Annotated in this window: 19 protein-coding genes; 16 read left to right on the forward strand and 3 right to left on the reverse strand. The window is 67.2% G+C overall.

Annotated elements, in window-relative coordinates; genetic code table 11:
- Positions 1 to 16: 16 nt before the first annotated feature.
- Positions 17 to 1,201 carry a cytochrome P450 gene (locus ACQP1T_RS26485; RefSeq protein ID WP_433755778.1) on the reverse strand — a complete coding sequence of 395 codons (1,185 nt, stop codon included), beginning with the start codon at positions 1,199 to 1,201 and terminating at the stop codon, positions 17 to 19.
- 202 nt (positions 1,202 to 1,403) lie between these two features.
- Entirely contained in the window at positions 1,404 to 1,802 is a 399-nt protein-coding gene (locus ACQP1T_RS26490; RefSeq protein ID WP_433755779.1) for a helix-turn-helix transcriptional regulator, read from the reverse strand.
- Here ACQP1T_RS26490 and ACQP1T_RS26495 point away from each other — a divergent pair.
- Genes ACQP1T_RS26495 through ACQP1T_RS26505 form a run of 3 tightly spaced genes read left to right on the forward strand, consistent with a single transcriptional unit; the run spans position 1,770 to position 3,935 of the window.
- A complete protein-coding gene (locus ACQP1T_RS26495) occupies positions 1,770 to 2,024 on the forward strand; it encodes a hypothetical protein (RefSeq protein ID WP_433755780.1) in 255 nt (84 codons plus the stop codon). The two genes, ACQP1T_RS26490 and ACQP1T_RS26495, sit on opposite strands and share 33 nt — an antisense overlap.
- Positions 2,021 to 3,046, forward strand: a complete 1,026-nt coding sequence (locus ACQP1T_RS26500) for a tyrosine-type recombinase/integrase (RefSeq protein WP_433755781.1) — start codon at positions 2,021 to 2,023, stop codon at positions 3,044 to 3,046. The genes ACQP1T_RS26495 and ACQP1T_RS26500 overlap by 4 nt, the downstream gene beginning before the upstream one ends.
- Before the next feature lie 22 nt (positions 3,047 to 3,068).
- A complete protein-coding gene (locus tag ACQP1T_RS26505) occupies positions 3,069 to 3,935 on the forward strand; it encodes a DUF2637 domain-containing protein (RefSeq protein ID WP_433755782.1) in 867 nt (288 codons plus the stop codon).
- A gap of 953 nt (positions 3,936 to 4,888) precedes the next feature.
- On the opposite strand, the gene ACQP1T_RS26510 is transcribed toward ACQP1T_RS26505, so the two are convergent.
- Positions 4,889 to 5,470, reverse strand: a complete 582-nt coding sequence (locus ACQP1T_RS26510; protein WP_433755783.1) for a hypothetical protein — start codon at positions 5,468 to 5,470, stop codon at positions 4,889 to 4,891.
- Positions 5,471 to 6,328: 858 nt separating this feature from the next.
- Between ACQP1T_RS26510 and ACQP1T_RS26515 the strand changes: the two genes are divergently transcribed.
- The 13 genes from ACQP1T_RS26515 (at position 6,329) to ACQP1T_RS26575 (ending at position 18,963) form a co-directional block, all read left to right on the forward strand.
- On the forward strand, positions 6,329 to 6,646 hold the full coding sequence (locus ACQP1T_RS26515; RefSeq protein ID WP_433755784.1) for a hypothetical protein: 318 nt from the start codon (positions 6,329 to 6,331) through the stop codon (positions 6,644 to 6,646).
- A gap of 140 nt (positions 6,647 to 6,786) precedes the next feature.
- Positions 6,787 to 7,473 carry a magnesium chelatase domain-containing protein gene (locus tag ACQP1T_RS26520; protein ID WP_433755785.1) on the forward strand — a complete coding sequence of 229 codons (687 nt, stop codon included), beginning with the start codon at positions 6,787 to 6,789 and terminating at the stop codon, positions 7,471 to 7,473.
- Between the two features lie 75 nt (positions 7,474 to 7,548).
- Positions 7,549 to 8,787: a hypothetical protein gene (locus ACQP1T_RS26525; protein WP_433755786.1), complete on the forward strand. Its 1,239-nt coding sequence runs from the start codon at positions 7,549 to 7,551 to the stop codon at positions 8,785 to 8,787.
- A gap of 113 nt (positions 8,788 to 8,900) precedes the next feature.
- Complete coding sequence (locus ACQP1T_RS26530; protein WP_433755787.1) at positions 8,901 to 9,116, forward strand: hypothetical protein; 216 nt, start codon at positions 8,901 to 8,903, stop codon at positions 9,114 to 9,116.
- A 164-nt stretch (positions 9,117 to 9,280) separates the two neighbouring features.
- Entirely contained in the window at positions 9,281 to 11,062 is a 1,782-nt protein-coding gene (locus ACQP1T_RS26535) for a ParB/RepB/Spo0J family partition protein (protein WP_433755788.1), read from the forward strand.
- 114 nt (positions 11,063 to 11,176) lie between these two features.
- Positions 11,177 to 12,040: a bifunctional DNA primase/polymerase gene (locus ACQP1T_RS26540; RefSeq protein ID WP_433755789.1), complete on the forward strand. Its 864-nt coding sequence runs from the start codon at positions 11,177 to 11,179 to the stop codon at positions 12,038 to 12,040.
- A 540-nt stretch (positions 12,041 to 12,580) separates the two neighbouring features.
- Positions 12,581 to 13,771 (forward strand): DUF4192 domain-containing protein, encoded by a 1,191-nt coding sequence (locus ACQP1T_RS26545; protein ID WP_433755790.1) that lies wholly within the window; start codon positions 12,581 to 12,583, stop codon positions 13,769 to 13,771.
- 223 nt (positions 13,772 to 13,994) lie between these two features.
- Positions 13,995 to 14,195 (forward strand): hypothetical protein, encoded by a 201-nt coding sequence (locus ACQP1T_RS26550; protein ID WP_433755791.1) that lies wholly within the window; start codon positions 13,995 to 13,997, stop codon positions 14,193 to 14,195.
- Positions 14,196 to 14,476: 281 nt separating this feature from the next.
- Positions 14,477 to 14,725, forward strand: a complete 249-nt coding sequence (locus ACQP1T_RS26555) for a hypothetical protein (RefSeq protein WP_433755792.1) — start codon at positions 14,477 to 14,479, stop codon at positions 14,723 to 14,725.
- 593 nt (positions 14,726 to 15,318) lie between these two features.
- Positions 15,319 to 15,867 carry a single-stranded DNA-binding protein gene (locus ACQP1T_RS26560; RefSeq protein WP_433755793.1) on the forward strand — a complete coding sequence of 183 codons (549 nt, stop codon included), beginning with the start codon at positions 15,319 to 15,321 and terminating at the stop codon, positions 15,865 to 15,867.
- A gap of 110 nt (positions 15,868 to 15,977) precedes the next feature.
- On the forward strand, positions 15,978 to 16,559 hold the full coding sequence (locus ACQP1T_RS26565; RefSeq protein WP_433755794.1) for a hypothetical protein: 582 nt from the start codon (positions 15,978 to 15,980) through the stop codon (positions 16,557 to 16,559).
- Between the two features lie 367 nt (positions 16,560 to 16,926).
- A complete protein-coding gene (locus ACQP1T_RS26570; protein WP_433755795.1) occupies positions 16,927 to 18,486 on the forward strand; it encodes a hypothetical protein in 1,560 nt (519 codons plus the stop codon).
- Between the two features lie 21 nt (positions 18,487 to 18,507).
- Complete coding sequence (locus tag ACQP1T_RS26575; RefSeq protein WP_433755796.1) at positions 18,508 to 18,963, forward strand: hypothetical protein; 456 nt, start codon at positions 18,508 to 18,510, stop codon at positions 18,961 to 18,963.
- Positions 18,964 to 19,028: the final 65 nt, after the last annotated feature.

A 19,028-nucleotide genomic window follows, 5' to 3' on the forward strand; every position in this document is an offset into this window, starting at 1 on the left:
AATAGGGAGACCTCGCTCACGAGACGGTGACCTCCAACCTGTCAAAGCCGCGCAGGATGTTGTGCAGGCTCCGCCGGGAGTCCTGGATCTCGAAGCGCTCGACACGCCTCGCCAGCTCGGTGAAGAGTGCGTTCATCTCCATCCGGGCCAGGTTCATGCCGACACACTGGTGCGGGCCGGCCCCGAAGCCGAGGTGGTTGCGGGGGTTGCGGCGCACGTCGAAGGTGTCCGGTTCGACGAACTCACGCTCGTCGCGGTTGCCCGCGCCGTAGAACGCGATCGCGCGGGAGCCGGCCGGGATGGTGATGCCCTCGAGGTCGTAGTCCTGCACGGAGTAGCGGGAGAAGTCTTGGATCGGCGACTCGAGGCGCAGCACCTCGTTGACCGCTCCCGGGATCAGCGACGGGTCTGCACGGACGAGGTCCCACTGGTCGGGGTGGCGGGCGAAGAGGTCCACCGCATTGGCGATCGCGAAGATCGTGGTGTCCAGGCTCGGGCCCATGTAGTCGATCATCATGACCGGGACGGCCTCGCGCGGCACCTCGCCGCGGTCGGCTGCGTCGTGCAGCGCCTCGGCCCAGCTGCCCGGCTTGAGCTTGCCGCGCACCGCCTGGGTGGCGGCGTAGTTGACCATCTCCTCCAGCACGGGGAAGGCGGAGACGGTCCTCTCGTTGCGGGGGCCGAAGCAGTTGAACATCTCCGAGGCCCACACCAGCATGTGCTCGCGTCCCTCCTCGGGAAGGCCGACCATGTTGGAGACCACGGCGAGAGGGAGGTGATGGGCGAGCTCGGTTACCGCGTCGAACCGGCCGCGCGCGACCAGCCGCTCGGTGATCAGCACCGCCTCGCGCGTGATGTCGTCGCTCAGTGCCTTCAGCGAGGTCGGACGCAGCGGTCGGATGACCGCCCGGCGCAGGGCGTCGTGGTCAGCGCCGTCACTGCAGAGGGTGTTCCCGCGGAGCACCTGGTTCATCTCGTCGTTCATCATCACGCCATACGCGGACGACCACGTCTGCCAGTCCTCGAGCACTCGGCGCACGGTCGAGTAGCGGGTGGCGGCGTACATCTCGTACTTCCGGAGCCACACGATCGGGCCCGCGTCGCGCAGCTGGCGGTAGCCCTCCCACGGGTCCAGCAGGTTCGCGTCGTCGTAGGGGTCGTAGTCGGAAACCGGCACGTCGGCGGATGTGGTGATAGTCATCGGGTCCTCCTGGCGAGTGGTGACCGCGCTCGGGTCCGCAGTCCGTCGCGGGAGCGGCATATGCTCTGCCGTCCTGCGGTGTGGCGTCCGCCACAGCGGTCGTTGAACACGTTAGAAGCGTCGCCGCCCGAGAGCCGATCCGGAACGCGCATGACTGCTGTCCGATATGCGCGGATCGAACGCCGTCCTGAAGGCCAGCGACTCAGTAGACGCGGCGCAGTGTCTGCGAGGGCGTCTCGCCGAACTCGGCGCTGTAGAGGGACGCGAACCGCCCCAGGTGCACGAAGCCCCACCGGTGGGCGACGGCGGCGACGGTGTCCTGTTGCGGCGACGTCTCGACGAGCTCGTCGTGGACGCCCCGAATCCGCAGCGTCCGGAGGTAGGCGGACGGGGACCTGCCGATGTGCCGCTGGAAGCCGTCCTGCAGCGACCGAACGCTGATGCCGCAGTGACGTGCGACGTCGGCGACGGAGATCGGGTCGGCGACGTGGTCGTGCAGGTAGTCGACGGCTCGCGCAACCACGGGGGGACGGACGTCGACGAAGTCGTCGAGCTGGGTGCGGAAGGGATGCCCCGTCGCGGAGGCGAGTCCGAGGATCACGGCTTAACCGTCGCTCCGAAGGCGAACGGTCAGGCGATCGTCACCCGCGAGGGCTACTTCCGCATCCCGTATCGGCAGCGACGGGTGGTGTGCTTGTTCGTCGGCGATCAGGTGCTGCTGCTCGGGCACCGCGGCACCAGTCGCCTCGTTGTGCATCCTCGCGCCACCCTGGACGAGCTTTGTGCCGCGAGCGTGAACCTCGCCGGGGCGGTGCGCCCATGACGACGTCCATCCAGCCCGCCGCGAACGCGGAAACGGTGGCCGCCGCCAAGCTGCTGCTCTCCCAGATGGGGATCGCCCCCGCCGATCTGATCACGGCTGGTGTCCCTGCTCCGACCTTCGGTGAGGTCGTCCCCCAGGTCCGCGCGACGCTCGCCGCGGGGACCCGCGGCACCTACGGTGCACCGCTGACCCGGCTCGAAACACTATGGCGCGACCGCCGTCTCGACGAGATGGCCCAAGCGGTCCAAGCGTCGAGCCGGATGAATCGTGCATCTCGCGGAGGCACCAGTGCCGCCGAGCATTTCGTCTTAGCCACACGCTGTGTGTACCGCTACGCCGAGGACCACGGCTGGATCCGCCCGTCCGACAACCCAGCCCGACGACTGAGCATCCCGACCCGGCAACGCTCCCACCGCTACGCGATCCCAGCACACCAACTCACCGAGATCTGCCAGGTCGCCGCCACCACCGGCGACGACCCCGAACTCGACTCACTGATCCTGCGCCTGCACATCGAAACCGCCTGCCGCCGTAGCGGTGCGCTCGCCCTAAGCCCCCACGACCTCGACCCCGACATGTGCCTGATCTACCTGCGGGAGAAAGACGCCACCGAACGCTGGCAGCCCGTCTCCCCCACCCTGATGCGGCACCTGCTCGCTCACGCGGCCGAACGCCACAGCCCACAGTCCGGGCGACTGCTGCGCTACCGCAACGGCAAACCGATAACCTCCCGCCGCTACGACCATCTCTGGCAGCGAATCGGTGAATCTCTGCCGTGGGTCGCAAGCCGAGGTATCACCGCACACTGGCTGCGCCACACAACCCTGACGTGGGTCGAACGCACCTTCAGTTACGCCGTTGCCCGCGAATACGCGGGCCACCGAGGCAAAACCCACGGCACCACCGCCACTTATGTCAAAGCCCATCTTCATGAAGTCGCCGCTGCCCTAGCAGTTCTCACCCGCGAGCCGCATCCGCTCGCTCCTGCTTACCGACCAGCGACTACGGCGTCCGCACACTGACGGGCATCCCAGGAAGGAATCCATGTCTCCCTCCGACCAAACGACGCCGACGACAGCCTCACCAGGCCCGACAGTTGCTCCGTGTTCGGCAACGATCGCCGACCGCACGCCGCGTGCGCACGCATTCTTCTGGTGCACGTTGATCGCAGCCGCCGGTGTCAGCATCGCTGGCAACGCAACACAGGCCGTCCTACACACCGTTGCATCACCGGTCGTCGCCGCATCCGTAGCGATTGTTCCTCCGATCGCACTGCTGTTCGCGGTCCATGGCGTCTCGATCCTGCTACGTGCGCACGCGGCCGCACACGCCACACGACTCATCGCAACCGCCATGACGGTATTGATTGCTGCCGGAGCGTTCTGGCTCTCGTTCACCGCGCTCCGAGCGATGGCGCTGCTGGCAGGAGTTCCCGTGAGCGAGGCGTGGTTGTGGCCGCTGATCGTCGAAGGATCGATGGCTCAATCGACGGTCGCTCTACTCGCACTCGCTCATTCCAACAGCGGAACCGAGACCGCAATGCACAGCGCCCAACAACCTGCTGTCGAGCACGTCGCAGACCTGGCGGTGGCGGTGAGTCACCGTGCCCACACGACGGAGGCGACGCAATCCACCGTGCACACGATCTATTGGGGCTGTCGATCCCCGGAACGCTGGACTGAACTTGCCGCCTATATTTGCGATCAGGACACCGCCCACCGACGAGACCCTGCCGAAGTGGTTCAGATCCTTGCGCTCCGTCACGACAGCGGATGGAACATCTCTCAGATCGCTCGTGAGATCAACCGCAGCCGATCCACCGTCAGCAGGATCATCAGCCAAGCAGCCGAGATCCAGCCCGATCGGCACGGGAACAATGCATCCACCCGTTCACAGATCACTACGCACTGACCGTTGAACCCACTTGTGACAGGCAAGCCAGTGTGTTGGCAACAACCACCCCGGATCTCGCCCATTAGGTGCGCCCAAAGATCCACAGCACTAACCACGGCACTACAAATCCAAGGACGACCAATGAAGCCGACGTTCGCGCCGATCGCACACGGCGACCGCCATCAATCTCGACATCTGGCCGCCAAGAGTGTTCCATGTAAGGAACTTTCGTCGCAGCATCAGACATCAGCAGACAAACTTTTGCGTAGCAGACGTCACCGCGGCGCGACCACGTCGGGAGGGGACGTAGGCATGGACGTCGATATTTCCTGCCCCACCTGCGGGCGCACCGATTGGATCCAAAGCGTGCCCGCGATACGTCAGAGCGGTGTCCACACGGTCACCGGCACCGACCACTACTCCGGCATAGGAATCGGAACTACCGGACTCGTCCCGGTATTCGGCTCCGCGACGATCGAACGGACACAGACTTCAAACCTCGCCGGCGCCCTCGCGCTCGCACCGCCGCTGCGCACATCAGGCCGACTCGTCGCGGTCGGTCTTCTGTTGGCGATCCCCTTCCTTCTCGCACTCCCAGTTATGACCGCCGCAGTCTTGCAGCCACCACCCGACCTTGGCGCCGGCTGGATGCTCCTTCCCGCCTCACTGTCCTTACTTGCCTGGCAACGCCGCCTGCCCTTGTGTTCTTGGTAGCGATCCGACGTGTCCGGCGTAACAACCGTATTGGGCGTGGAGCGTCAGCAGCTGCGCCAGTATGGCGGGCCGGCCAGTACTGCCACGGGTGCGGACTATGCTTCTGGCCGTTTTCGCCTGCTCCGGATGTGCCTGCGCGGCAGTCAGTATCTCCGCATCAGTTCACCTGGGTAGTGCGAAACGTCGGAGGCTACGCCAACATTTGACCGACACGCCAGTACAGCCCGTGTTATTGACGCTTTTACACCATGCGCATGTCATTTCGGCTCCGGTGCCAACGAATTCGGCTGTCGGTTGTTCACTACCGTCGGCGGCGACCCAGGGTTGGGCTTGCTCAACTGTTGGTCCTTACCGTTGTCGGCCCGACCGTTGTCCCTCGCTGTTGTCCGAACATCTGACTGCTTGTCGCGCTCAGCGCTTTCTGCGGACTGCGCGCCGATCGCTGCGGCGTCGCGAGCAGCGGACAGAAGTTGGCGCACCTGTTTCGGAGTGATCTCCAACAAATCGGCGATGTCATCGGCGTCGTGACCTTGGTCGCGAATCACAGCCGCAGCGACCGCTTGCTCAGTCCGATGCTCGGCTATCTCCATCTCAGCAGCATCCCGGACCTCGACGATCCGCTGCTGGAGCCTGGCGATCTCGCTGTCCCGGCGGCGCTCGACCGCGCCGATCGTTTGCCAAACACCGATATACCGCTTTACTGCTGCGGTCACGACTTTCTCCTTCTCCCGCGTCGCAGCACGCCGCGCAAGGATGCGGTCGCGGGAACGTTCAAGCCGTTCAACGAATTCGGGTGAACTCTTCGCGCGAGAGCGCGACGGCTTATGGATGTCGTCCACGACGATTCCTGACCAGCCGATCCACGTCCTTCCCTGAGCTCCAGGGTAGCGGCGAAGCGGCGCATGCTAAGGCCAAGTCGTACAAAATCAACTCGCCGGGGGAGCTGGTACCCCTCGACGTCGGTGATCTGCTGCCGTGATCTCGCTGCCGCGCTTAGTTCCACACACGGTGATTGCCTACCAGCCGGTGAGATACCGCTTCACCGCCTCATGGACGGCTCGCGCTCGCTGACGTGCCAGGCTAGACGTTCCCGGATGCGATCTCGCGAGCGTTCCAGTCGTTCAACGACTTCCGAGGATCGAACTGCCCGCGACGACCGCGTCGGGCGATGAGCACAGGCACCGGCATGTGATCGAGCAGGCGTGGGATGCGCTGGGCCGGTCGGTGCAGGGCACCCGGGAAGGCAGGCACGTTCGGGCGCCGTGCCACCCCGCCGCAACCGGTCACCGGTCCGGGGATGGTTCGGGCGAGCGCACACCGCCGCGAACCAGGCCGGTTGCACGGCGAATCGACTCGCATTGCCGGTCAACGAGTTCGCGGTGTCGGTCTCGGTGTGTGCTGGCCCGAAGAGGTCCACAACCAGGTCCGGGTCATTGTCGAGGCCTGCGCCTATCTGCCCTCTGCCGCTGCCTGAAAACCCTGTCGATGCCGCCAGGCGCCCGCATGAGTGCGGGGTCGGTTTCGTCGATCCCGCAATGGCGTCAGGAACCGACTGAACTAACCATTACTAGACAAGTAGGAGTTGTTCGTCATGTCCGCACTCGAACCAGTCGCGGCGACAAGCGCCGCCGGCTTTCTCGCCCGGCGGCGCACCGTCGTGCCCTCGAACCCAGGTACGTGGCGGGGGTGGATGATCTGTGGCGGCCTTGCCGAGGAATCCGGAGTGGGCCGGTGAGCCGGGTACCGGAGTTGGAGCAGTGCCGCGAGGCAATGCGGAACCGGACGGCGGAGGTTTGTGTTTCGAGGCGATCGGCTACGTGCGTCGCTGGTGCGACGCGCGCGGGGTCGGTTCTGGGGAGGCGATCGATTTCGGGCATGCCTTCGCCGTGCTTGTCGCCGCCGGTGGTTCGCGCCCGAATATCGCTGACGCGTGGACGAATTGGTGCCGGGGCCGTGACATCGGCGCAGGCCCGGAGTACGACGCCATCACCGGGCCCCCGGCGGTGTGCCCGTGAACGCGGCCTGATTGTTGGCCCTTCACTCCTGCCGCCGAAGCGATCGCCTTTCCTGGCGACATCTACCTCATCGGCGGCCAACTGCCGTCCGAACCCGTCCCCTAGCCCACAATGCCGACCAACCGAGAGCTGGTGCGATCATGATCGACTTCTTCGCCTGGACCCTCACCGCACACGCGGACACCGCCGAGGTGGCCCTGGTCGCCGCATCCCCGGCCGCTGTCGCGGACCCGGTCGCCGACGCACCCACGGCGCATCCGCTCGGCCCGGAAGTCCGCGCTCGGGTCTACGCCGCCGTCCATAATTCCGGTGCGCACTATCCCCCGGAAGGGTTCCGCCTGTACCGGCTCGGGACCCATGAGACCAGTCCGCTGCACGATCTCGCCGCCGCGGTGACCATCGTCGCGCTGGCCACAGCCCCGGACTGGCGCAATCTGGACCAGGTCGTGTTCCTGGCCGAGCTCTGCCTCGACGGCAAACTACGACCCGCCAGCGACGCCCGCACCATCGCGGCGGTCACCAGCGCGGTCACCGCCGCCGCGCAGGCCCGCTTCCGTTACGCCGTCCTCGCCGCCGAGCACGCCGCACATCTGCCGCCGATCGAGGGCATCACTGTGCTCGGCGCGTCGACACTGCGTGAAGTCCTGAATTGGCTGCACCCCGCCACCGACCTGTTGCCCCGGGCCGACGCCAGCGTAGCCCTGTCGGACATCGGGCGCCCTGGAACACATTCAAACCCTCGAGCAATTGGTATTCCGTCGCCACGCTACGCCCGAGCCGAGGTCGACGAGTGGGCGCCGGTGCAGGCGCTGCGTCAACAGCACTGAACCCTGCGGGCGACCTAACGCCTGCACCGCCTGCTCTGAGGTCCGTATCCGTCTGTCGGAAAGGAGTTTTGACTTATGTCGATCGCTACCTCTGGACGTCACGCCGAACTAGGTGACCTGGTCGGGCTACTGAATGCCCAGCAGGCCGCCAAACTCGATGTTGTCGCCCCCGCGTCTGCGTTGCGGGCCAGTGATGGCCTGCTGCAGTTGTCAGGTGTCGAACCGGTCCTGGACGAGCGGGGGTTCACCCTCGTCGACGGCCTCTACCGGCCGACCGCCGCCGCCGACTCGAGCCTCGGAGCGAAGCTGAAGATCCCCGTCGGGTATCTGAAGTGGTTACGGGAGCAGTCGCGCACCGATCTCTACGACGCCAACGTCAACGGCCTACTGCACGGCTCCGACGACCCACGCCTGACAAGTGCGGGCGATGATCGATCGTTTCTGCTGCGGTTGTTCACCTCCGGCGTCGCGGGCGAGCCCGGGATTCTGCGGGCGGTGCTCTCGGATCGCTACGGCATCATCGACAACCTCGACGTCCTCACCGCTGTCTTGGAGGGCATCCGCCAAGCGGATGCGGATGTGTCGGTCCGCTCGTGTGATCTGACCGAGTCCTCCATGCACTGCAAGGTGTACTCGCCGAAGGTGCGGGCGCTGGCACCGAGTTTCCTGGCGAACTATCGGACCCCGTTCGCCAACCCCGAACTCGAGGCCGAACGCCGCCGCGCCGCCGGCGATCTGGATCGGTGGCGCCCGATCGCGGCCCGCGAAGGGCGCGGCTATCGGCCCGGCAGCGAGCCGATCGTATTCGCGGGGTTCCGGTTCTCCAACTCCGAGATCGGCCACCACGCAGTCACCTTGAAACCGGAACTAGTCGTCGAGATCTGCGGCAATGGGCTCACCCTGCCGATGTTCGCCTACACCAAACGCCACATCGGGGACCGCCTCGAGATCGGCGGCATCGGCGGCTGGTCACAAGACACCTACCGCAAACGGCTCGCGGTGATCACCGCCGAAACCCGCGACAAGGTCGCCGAATGGCTATCCCCGCAATTCCTGGCCGCCCGAATCACCGAATTGGAACGCCACGCCACCACCCCGGTCGCGCATCCTGACCGCACGATCGAGGTCGTCGCCAAGAAGTTGGGGTTCACCGAGGACGAACGCTCCGGGATCCTGTCGCATTTCATCGCTGGCGGTCAGCTCACCGCCGCCGGGATCGCGAACGCGGTCACCAGCTACAGCCAAACCATCCCCGACGCCGACCGCGCCGACACTCTCGACGACCTTGCTCTGCAAGCGATGTCGCTCGTCTGAACCATCGGCGGCGACAGGCCCGCGCGCCTTGGCCGACCGGACGTTGTCGTTGTTCTCCCCTTATCCATCCTGTGGGCTCTTGTGGCCCCGAACCCTCGAGGAGGTTGTTCCGCATGCCCGACACCCTGACCCTGACCCGCGCGGAGTTCGACAGCGCCGAACATTTCGGTACCGCCGGAACCGTCACCGCCCTCGGTGAGAACACCGTCACCCGCTGGCGCGAGCAGCACCCGGACTGGAAAGCCAAGCACTGGTGCTACAGCGACCCCGGCCACTACGGGGCGCGGTTCCTGCATCCGATCAACGTCACACCCCGCACCAACACCTAGCGCGCGAACGGCTTCACCACGCCGCCGCCCCACCAGGCGGGCCGATTCCAGTTCATACCTGTCATATCCGCTCTCAGGTAGGCACCGACCAGTCCAAAGCTGGCCGGTGCCTACCTGTTTCACGATAGGAGCACGCTCCAATGTCGCACGACACCGACACACTCATGTCCGACACCGACACCGCCATCCACGAAAACGACCCTGCGGCACTCGACGCCGCCTCGGAGACCAACCGCGCGGTGCCCACGCCGGTGCCGGGTCGGGGGCCGATGATGGATCCGGCACTGCTCGAAATTTCGGAGAACGTGCGCAAAAGTTTTCGGCTCGAAGACCACCCCGACTACACCGACTCCATCCGCGAGCACGGGGTGAAGAACCCGATCAAGGTGATCCGCATGCCCGACGGACGCCACGTCGTGCGGGACGGGCAAGTCCGCACCCTCACCGCACTGGCCTTCGCCCAGACCGAGGTGCCGGTGTGGATCACCGACTTCGACCCCTCGGTGGATGCCGACGAAGCCGAGATCGACCGCATCACCGAACAGATCACCCTCAACGACCGCCGGATCCCGCTCACCGACGGCGACCGCGCCGCAGGCATCGCGCAGATGCTCGATCTCGGAGCCTCAGTCACCCGGGTAGCGAAGGCGTTGCAAACCAAACGCGACGAGGTCAAACGCGCGGGCAAGATCGGAACCTCCGCCACCGCACGCGGATTGATCGATGAGGGCCAATACGACCTCGAACAAGCCGCGGTGATCGCCGAATACGACAATCTCGGCGACACGGACGCCGTCGAGCGGCTCCTGCGCGCCAACCGCAACTGGTTCTCCTACGAGGCCAACCGGATCGCGACCGACCGCGCCGACGCACGCGACTACCTGGCCGCGGCGTTGCCGTATGCCGAGGCCGGGTTCGGGATCCTCACCGACTACCCCGACACCGAACAATTCAGCGACGACGGGCCGCTGGTGTCGGCGGCCGAGCTGGTCGACGCCGAAGGCGCCGCCGTCGATATCGCCCACATCAACGCCAATCCGGGTTTGTGGTTGGTGTGGTTGGAGATCGGTGAGGAGCTGGTGTGGGTCGAGGTCGACACCGGTGCCCTCGTCGACCCCGACACCGTGGACTTCGACACCCGCGACCGCCCCGATGCCGAACCCGCCGAGGGGTTGCGTCACGCCCGCGAGGTCGCGCAGCGCGAACGGATCCTCGCCGAATACTTTCTGCCCCGTGACCTGCTCGACGCGGCCGGTCTGCGCCAGCGCGACGACACCGACACCGAGATCGGTATCGACGACATCGACACCAGCGACGTCGACCAGGACGACCAGGACGACCAGGGCGGGCACAGCGAGGGCGAGGGTGAGGGTGAGGAGCTCGCCGTCGCACGGCGTGCCGCCGCCGCTCAGGCCGCCGCCCAATCCCAGGCGGAGGCACGCGAGAAGGAGCGGTTGGCCCGGCGGCGGGTGCGTGAACTCAACAAGCAGGGGGTCGCGGCCAAAACCACCCGCACCGAGTTCGTCACCGGATTGCTTGCGCGCAAGACTCCTCCGGTGCAGGCCGCGGCGTTCCTGGCCAGCGCCCTGGTCTCCGATGCCGGGTTGCTCAGCGAATACAACGCCTTCGCCACCGCGGTGGAACTGCTCGGTGTCAACGGTTTCCGCACCCGCGACGACGTACTCGCCACCCTCGACACCGCGAAACCGGCCCGCTGCCAGGTGATCGTGCTCGCCCTGGTGCTCGGCGCCTACGAAAACCGCGCCACCAAGGAACTGTGGCGCTACGCCGACCGCGGCGTGCGCCGCTACCTGAAATTCCTGCACGAACTCGGCCATCAACTCGTGCCCGTCGAACTCGCCGCCCTCGGCGAGGTCAACTCCGACGCCATCGACATCGACACCCCGGGCACCGAACCCGACGAGCAGCAGGCCGAAGCCGCCTGACCGACCTGTTTTCTCCACCCGGATGCCGGTGTGCGGCTGGCTCATTACGGCCCGCGCACCGGCACACCCGGGATCGTCCCTGCCCTTGAACCTTTCGCAGGAGGTGTCCATCCCGTGACCGCTGTCCTGGATCTGCGAGCGGTGGCCTTCGCTGCCGCGGCCCGCGGCTGGCCGGTGTTCCCGCTGCGCCCCGGTGGGAAAACACCGGCGATCAAACGCTGGCCCGAACTCGCCAGCACCGACGAAGATCGCATTCACCGCTGGTGGGGCTACAACCCGCGCTACAACGTGGCGATCGCGACCGGTCGGCCCAGTGGTCTGCACGTGATCGATCTCGACGCGCGACATATGATTCCGCCCGCCGCCGATCTGGCCGAGGGCCTGGCTCGGCTCACCGAGCATCTGCCGTGGCCCGTGCCGTCGACGTTGACGATCGCCACCCCCGGTGGCTGGCACCTGTACTTTCGTGCCCCGAACGAGCCGCCGTTGCGGAGCACGGTCGCACGCATCGGCGAGGGCATCGACTCCCGCGGGCACGGCGGCTACATCGTCGCCCCCGGATCCCGCACCCCACAAGGCGATTACACCGTCGCCGTGCACCGGCCGGTCGCCGATCTTCCCGACATGCTGATACAACGGATCATTCCGCCTCCGCGCCCTCCAGTCGCGCCGGGCAGCTGGTCGAGTTCGGTAGCGGTGGCGCCGGATTCGTATCTGGCGGCGATCCTGGCCGCCGAAGCCGAGCAGGTCGCCCGCGCACGGGTGCACCTGCGCAACCACACCCTGTTCCGATCGGCGTTGGTCCTCGGGCGGCTCGTGGCCGCCGACGAACTCAGCGAACACCATGCCCGCACCGTCCTCATCGACGCCGCCGCAACCCATCTCGGCGTCGAGGGATTCACCGCCAACGAAGCCCAACGCACCGTCGACAACGGATTCCGCTACAGCCGCACACGCCCCCGACGGCTGCGCCACTAAACCCGGCCGCACCTACCGCGTCGACCTCGACGACAACCCGATCACCGCACTGTAGATCAGCAAGCCCGCGCGTCCACGACCCCACGACCGCACGCACGCTGTCTCATTCCGATCCTGCCTGCACGGGCGCGGCGCCGTGCCGCCGCTTGGTCCACCACGATGTCGGCGGTCCTCCGGCGGTCCGCGTAGCCAACGAACCCCGCCCCACCCGAACTCCTCCGCGGGTAAGTGCAAACGGCCGGCCGCATACCGATCTCCTCCCCGCCGTCATCGATCTACGCCGGATATTCGCGTTGATTCTCGTCGTGCCATCTCGCAACCCGAGCCTGCGCCCTAACCCTGCCGATCGAGGCAGCGGCCAATCCAACTCGCCCCGCCCCCTGGGATCTGCTGCGCCGGGCAGGCCACTGCGCCCACCCGGCCACGGTATCGGCACCAACCCGTCGCATCTGTCGAGCCGGCAACCGCCGCATTCGACACCGACAACCTGCGGCGTCCCGGCATCGACCACCCACATCCGCAAAAAGGAGATGAAAACCTATGTCCGACAACACCGAAGACGCCCGGAGGCAAGCCAGCAATTCGACCTCCTCAGCTGCGGATCAGCAACGCCAGCACCACGCTGCGGCCGGAGCGTTGCATGTCGATGAGCCCGGGGAATTGATTGCCGCGGTGCCCGCGATGGTCGGGTTCACACCGCAACGGTCGCTGGTCGTCGCGGTGCTGGCCAGTTCCCCGGATCCGCAGCGCGCTCCGATCATCGATGCGGTGGTCCGTTTCGATCTGCCCCCTGCCTCCGGCCCGCGGCGTGGTCAGTCCGCAGCGTACGCGCGGTCAGTGATGCAGATCTGTGCCGCCGCAGGAGCCTCGGAGGTGCTCGCGGTGATCGTCGATGATCGGGTGCGCGAACCCCGCCGCACGCGCGGACATAGCGCGGCGGGTATCGGGCCGTGGGGCACACTCATCGCCGGGTTCACGCGGTGGCTCGCGCAGCAGGAGGTGTTCCTCGCCGGTGCTTGGGAGGTGGGCGCGATCGAGGCGGGCCAGCGATGGTGGAGTCTGCTGGATGCGAATCATCATGGGGCGCTGCCGGATCCGGCGACGTCGATGGTGACGGTGGCGCATGTGCTCGCCGGTCGCCCGATCCGCCGCACCCGCTCGGAACTGACCGATCTGCTCACCCCCGACACTGAACTCGCCCAGCAGGTCACCGCTCACCTCGATGCTGCCCTGACCCTCGCACGGCAACGCCACACGGAAGCGGTCCGCCAAGGTGACCCCGACCGATACCAGCGGGGCGCACTCGAACTGGTGTTGTCCCAGATCGCGAACATCGACTCCGGCGCGGTCCTGTCGGCCACAGATTGTGCGGAGCTAGCTGCGGCAGTGCGTGATCGGATGGTGCGCGATGCGTTGTTGGCCCTCGCGGTCGGTGACCACGCCACCGCGGCGGAGAATCTGTGGATCGTCCTGGCGCGAGCCTGCTCGGGCAGCGATCGTGCCGATGCCGCAACACTTCTCGGTTACAGCGCCTACATCCGCGGCGATGGCCCCCTGGCCGGTATCGCCGTGCACGCCGCCTTGGACGCCGACCCCACACATTCCTTGGCCAGACTGCTGGAAATATCGCTGCGCACCGGGATGCGCCCGGATACGCTGCGCCGCCTCGCCCACTGTGGATTCGGCATCGCCGCCGACCTCGGCATCGACCTAGGCCCGACCACCCGATAAACGCCCGCCGCCAGCAGCGGCTGTCCGGCCTCGACGACCCACCCGTCACCACCTGCACCGACCGCTATCACGTGCCGCTGGTGTTAGGTCAGATCGAGAACCTCCGAATCGGTTGGCGTTACCGCGATCTGGGACCTTACGTTGCGGACGGGCTCGCCGCTACCCTCGCGGGCCGATACCGGCGGCGGCTCACGCGCCCGCTGGTGTGCTGGCGTGCGCGGCTATGAGCGCCGACAGCAGGGTCCCGCCCAGCCTCGACGCGGCAGAGGTGATGTTCCTGCGCCACGTCCTCGCCCGCCTCGATGACTGCTTCGGTTACCGCACCCGTCACCACGGGCTCGCGCGTATCCAGGATCTGCTGCACCAGCGGCTGAGCGTCCTCACCGACACGCACCACTCGCCGATATCGACGCCGACCCCGTGATCGCGTTGTTCGCCGTCGAACTGCATCGCCGGCGCCGTGCCGCCGCCAGCCACGATCACCACCGTCGGCGGGCATCACCACGACCGTGTCCGTGTCCATAGCGTGCACCGCCACCACACCGTCATCGACCACGGCTCAGTTCCCGAGTGTTTTTGCCGCTGTGCGGTTCATCGAGTCCATCACACCCCAACACCCCGCCAAGGAGTGAGCATGCCCGAAGGCGCCGACGTAATAATCCGCGCCTGCCACGACCACCTCACCACCGCCGATCGGATCGGCACGTGATCACCGACGCCGGGGGCTTGGTGGCGTGGATCCAGGCCAACCTTCCCGAACTCGACGAAGACCGCCACCATCCCTGGCAGGCGATCCCCGCCTCCCCGCGCGCGATCACCGCCGGGATCGACATCCTGATCCACTCCCCCGGTATCCCCGACCGCACCACCAACATCGCCCTGTCCGCCGAACCCCTCGACCACCATCGCACCAGCCGCGACGATTCGACACCAGCACCCCGGCCCCGAGGCTAGCCTGGTTGCGGGGTCGGGTCCGGGTCGTCGGGGTTACGCACCACAGCATTCGTCACCGCTGAACGATTCCGATGCTGCCCGCATCAACACCCGTTGTCGCCGTGGCGCGAGAGTGGATGTACCCCTCCCCCTCCGGGGGGGCATCCACCTCCCTACTGCCGCTTGCTTTTCACGTCCACGGTCAACCCGTCGCTTCCGGGGGTGGCGTTCTGCGTTGCGCTGTGTCGGGCCGGGGCTCTGCCTGATGTCTCTGTCCGCGACGGCCTTCCATGCTTTCTCGCTCACCGACAACGGCACCTGACGAATCGGCGGTCGGGCACTGGTCGTTGCCCTGCCCGCCGGGCAGCATCGATCAACGCCGCAGGGCAGGCCCACCCGGTGCGGCGGCCGGATCTCGCCGTGCCCGCAACCGCCCCCGCGGCGGTCTCGACGGGGCCATCACCGACTCATCGGCGACAACCATGCCCACACGGTCACCCACCGTCACCCTCGTGATCGCCGCCGTCGAGACCGCGACCGAGCGGCGCACACCACTGACACCGCACCGCGCCGTGATCGCACCACATACCCGCCAATAGTGAAGGAGCACAACAATGTCCGGAGACACCGTCATCACCGTGATAGGAAATCTGACTGATTCGCCAGAGCTGAGGTTCACGCCTGCGGGTATTGCGGTCGCCGGTTTCACCGTCGCCTCCACACCCCGCTACTTCGACCGCACCACCAACGAGTTCAAAGACGGCGAGGCGTTGTTCCTGCGCTGCAACATCTGGCGCGAGCCCGCGGAGAACGCCGCGGAATCGTTGACCCGCGGAGCCCGCATCATCGTCACCGGAAGACTCAGGCAGCGTCGCTGGCAGACCCCCGACGGTCAGAACCGCACCACCACCGAACTCGAAGTCGACGAACTCGGCCCATCCCTGCGGTATGCCACCGCGAAAGTCAGCCGTGTCAAACGAGGCACCAACGGCGACAACGGTCGCAGGTCCTCGGCCGCTCGCCGCAATGCCGGTGACCGGTCCGGGGAACTGGTCGGCGCGGCAACAGCCACCAGCCGCACCGGCGGGACCGACGACCCGTGGGCGGCCAACGGCGCGGGCTCCTTCGGCGGCGGCACCAGCAACGACGACCCCCAGTTCTGACCTACCCGCTCACCATACGGTGCCCGGCGATCGCCGCCGGGCACCGTTTCGCACGCCGACGCGAATCCCGCCTGTCCATTCCACTTTCGTGATCAGGAGCCGATGTGACTATGACCTCTCCTTCCCGCACCGCGATCGCGGTGACCCCGTTGCTGTCCGATATCGCTGCCCTCGCCGAGCTGATCGACGCCGAACCGTATCGGGCGCGACTGCAGATCCGCCAAGCGCTCGACGGCGTCACTGCCGAAGACTGGGCGTTTCTGGGACTGATCCACCGGGCCTTCGCCCACAGCCCGAAAACGGCGCTGGCACGGGTAGTCTCGATCGCACGCTCCCGCCTCGGCACACCCGAGGTCGAACCCGGTGAGATCACCGACGGTGATACCGGTCTGTACGCGACCGCTGACGCCGTCGAGGTACCGGTGGAGGTCGAACTCGGTCGGTGGGCGCGGACCCCGGTCCGTGACCTCGCCGACGACCTTCGCCTGCACGCGACCCCAACCGCGGCCACCGAGGCGGCACGGACCGCGCCCGAGGCGATCGCGCGCCGCCGCGCCCGCCACACGCCCCGGCCTATCGGAGCCGTGACGCTGCGCCACCGTGCCCGCGACGAACGCAGCGCCACACGCCGCCGACGCGGCGAAGCCGACGCCGATGCCTATTTCGCGGACCGTCCGCTGTTGGTGGCCTGACCCCCGTCTCGCGAAAGAAGAACACAACAGGGTCAGCTGGGGTGGCCGGGGTGTTCGTCTGGTCGAGCGCCCCGCCTGAGTGAAGGGCTACCAGGGTGGCGCGCGCCGCGTCTGCGGACCCGCGCCCGTGCGCGCACGAATTTCCCTCCGGCGCGACGCCCAGCGGTTCGGGCGCGAGTTGGTTTGTGTGCGCAGAAAATTCGCGCCCACCCGTTTCGGCGCGTTCCCTCCGGCGCGTCGTTCACCGCCCTGGTCGATCGCCCTTCAGGCGGGTCACCCGACCAGCCGCCCACCCCTCGTGTTGCGGAAAGCGCAGCGCGATTCCCCGGGGTGGGTTTCGTTTTCCTCGCGAGACAGGACATTCCTCATGCCCAGTGCTTTCCTCGATGCTCTATTCCACCTGGACTGCCTCTTCCACGTCGAGAACCCGCGCCTCGCACGCGAGATGTTCCCCGACGTGCTCGCTCTCGCCACACCGACCGAGCGTGTGTTCCTCGACGAGCTCACCGACATCTTCACCCGCTACCCGTTCGCGACCGCGCACAAGCGGCTCGACGCGATGTGGAAGGCGGCCGACGCCGAACGCCGGGAGCTGATCAGCCACTGCGCTCCCGACACCGACCCAGGCCTGCACACCCGGGAACTACCGGAGATCGTCGAGATCTCCTACACCGCCGCCGAACTCCCGCCGATGCCGGCGCGGGACCGCTACCGGCCGCTCATCACCCAGCGTGCGCCCTCGCGAGCCACCGATGCCGCCCGCCTCGCACCCGACAAGGTCGCCGCGCGCACCCAGACCCGCCCCATCGCGACGCCGAGCATTCCCGGGGATCACCGTGCCCACCTGCTGCCGTATGCGATCGCGACCGAGGCAATGATCACCAGGTACACGACCAGCAGCATGTTCACCGACGGCACCACCATCGCCGACCCCGACGCCGCACCCGAACCGCCGCAGCGCCCGATCGAGGTTCCGGTGCCCGACCCCGATTCCGACGACGAACGCGCCAAGCGCCAGCGCCGTCGCTATGCCCGCGACCACGCCGAAGCCACTCAGCTGTGGGACCGCGTCTACCTCAACTATGTTGCGAGCCAGTACGACACCGAGCACCGCACCGCCTGGAACACCCGCCGCGACGGCGAGCACACCGACCAGACGTACGACGAACGCACCAGCGACTACTTCGACAGCCACGAAGACACCGCGCTGCGTGGTCGACGTTCGCGTCGTCGCGGCTCTGTCGGTGCGCCGAGGCGCGGCCGCCGGATCACCGAGGACGAGGCGAAGGCGTTCGCCGACGCCCGCACCCGGTTGCGGGTGCGTGACGACGCCCGCCCCGAGATCCCCCGCGAGGGCAACGGCCTGGACTACGACGACGCCGCGATGGTCCCGGTCATGGGATGGCGGTGCGTGTCCTGCTTCATCGAACGCCCCATGACCGACCAGCGCCCCATCCACATCCGCCATGGCCGGTTGGTTTCCGATGACGGGCTTTGTGATTCCTGCCGCTCCGACGACCGTCCCGGGATAGCGCCGCTGCCAGAGGAGTTCACCGTCGAGGACTTCGTGGTCTCTCGTTGTGAGTTCCTCGCCTCGACCTACCCCGCCGCGGCGCACGCCTTAATTGTCGAAGTTTGGCACCGCGCGGCACCGCACCCGATCTGCCGCCACATCACCCGCTTCCTCGCCACCCATCCCGAGCTGACCCCGAACCCAGCCCAGCCGCTCCAGCTCGCCGCCGAGGTAGCACCGCGTCCCCGCGCCACCGTGCGGAAGGGTCGGGCGAGGTTGGGAGCCGATCAGCGCCACGGCCGCTGCGATGGCTGCACCCGCTACGCCGTCATCCACGCCGACAACTACTGCCTCACCTGCCGCATCGACCTCGGCCTCATTCCCGCCCGCCCTCGTCAGTCGCAGGCAGCCTGACCCGACATCCGCTGTCTCCCCTTGATCGCCGGTCCGCCGTGGCTGCCTCGCGCCCACGGCGGACCGGTCCACCACCCCAACCTTCAGGAGCCCACGCGATACACCGCCCGCCTGCGCCGCCTGACCACAGTGCTGTGCCGCGCGTTCGCACGACATCGACGTGTCGTCTCCGTGCGGGTGTTCCTCAACCGCGCCCCGTACTCCTTGCTCCACGGCTACACCCCCGACGCGCCGCTGGTCCTCGCCTACCAGTACAACGTCCCCGCCGAAGGGGCTCCGGCCGACGCGGTAATCCTTGAACGCGCCTTCGCCGCGTTCAACGGCCACCCCACCCACCCCGACGACCACGCCCACGCCGACGCGTGGGCCGACAAACCGTTGCGGTCGCTGTCGGTGGCCGACGTCGTCGCCATCGACGACCGCCACTACGCCTGCGAGTCCGCCGGGTGGACGCGCATCGCCGCACCGCTCGACTGAGCCCGAACTTTCGGCGGCGAGCGCTGGGACCGCGCACACAGTCCCGGCCTTCACGCCGAAACTCT

The sequence above is a fragment of the Nocardia sp. CA-135398 genome, assembly GCF_050955845.1.
Taxonomy (GTDB): Bacteria; Actinomycetota; Actinomycetes; order Mycobacteriales; family Mycobacteriaceae; genus Nocardia.

Bases quoted from the DNA above. Each gene is read 5' to 3' on its own strand.
- ACQP1T_RS26485 (WP_433755778.1), bottom strand. From the start codon at position 1,201: ATGACTATCACCACATCCGCCGACGTGCCGGTTTCCGACTACGACCCC.
- ACQP1T_RS26495 (WP_433755780.1), top strand. From the start codon at position 1,770: ATGCCCCGTCGCGGAGGCGAGTCCGAGGATCACGGCTTAACCGTCGCT.
- ACQP1T_RS26500 (WP_433755781.1), top strand. From the start codon at position 2,021: ATGACGACGTCCATCCAGCCCGCCGCGAACGCGGAAACGGTGGCCGCC.
- ACQP1T_RS26505 (WP_433755782.1), top strand. From the start codon at position 3,069: ATGTCTCCCTCCGACCAAACGACGCCGACGACAGCCTCACCAGGCCCG.
- ACQP1T_RS26520 (WP_433755785.1), top strand. From the start codon at position 6,787: ATGATCGACTTCTTCGCCTGGACCCTCACCGCACACGCGGACACCGCC.
- ACQP1T_RS26525 (WP_433755786.1), top strand. From the start codon at position 7,549: ATGTCGATCGCTACCTCTGGACGTCACGCCGAACTAGGTGACCTGGTC.
- ACQP1T_RS26530 (WP_433755787.1), top strand. From the start codon at position 8,901: ATGCCCGACACCCTGACCCTGACCCGCGCGGAGTTCGACAGCGCCGAA.
- ACQP1T_RS26535 (WP_433755788.1), top strand. From the start codon at position 9,281: ATGTCCGACACCGACACCGCCATCCACGAAAACGACCCTGCGGCACTC.
- ACQP1T_RS26545 (WP_433755790.1), top strand. From the start codon at position 12,581: ATGTCCGACAACACCGAAGACGCCCGGAGGCAAGCCAGCAATTCGACC.
- ACQP1T_RS26550 (WP_433755791.1), top strand. From the start codon at position 13,995: ATGAGCGCCGACAGCAGGGTCCCGCCCAGCCTCGACGCGGCAGAGGTG.
- ACQP1T_RS26560 (WP_433755793.1), top strand. From the start codon at position 15,319: ATGTCCGGAGACACCGTCATCACCGTGATAGGAAATCTGACTGATTCG.
- ACQP1T_RS26565 (WP_433755794.1), top strand. From the start codon at position 15,978: ATGACCTCTCCTTCCCGCACCGCGATCGCGGTGACCCCGTTGCTGTCC.
- ACQP1T_RS26570 (WP_433755795.1), top strand. From the start codon at position 16,927: ATGCCCAGTGCTTTCCTCGATGCTCTATTCCACCTGGACTGCCTCTTC.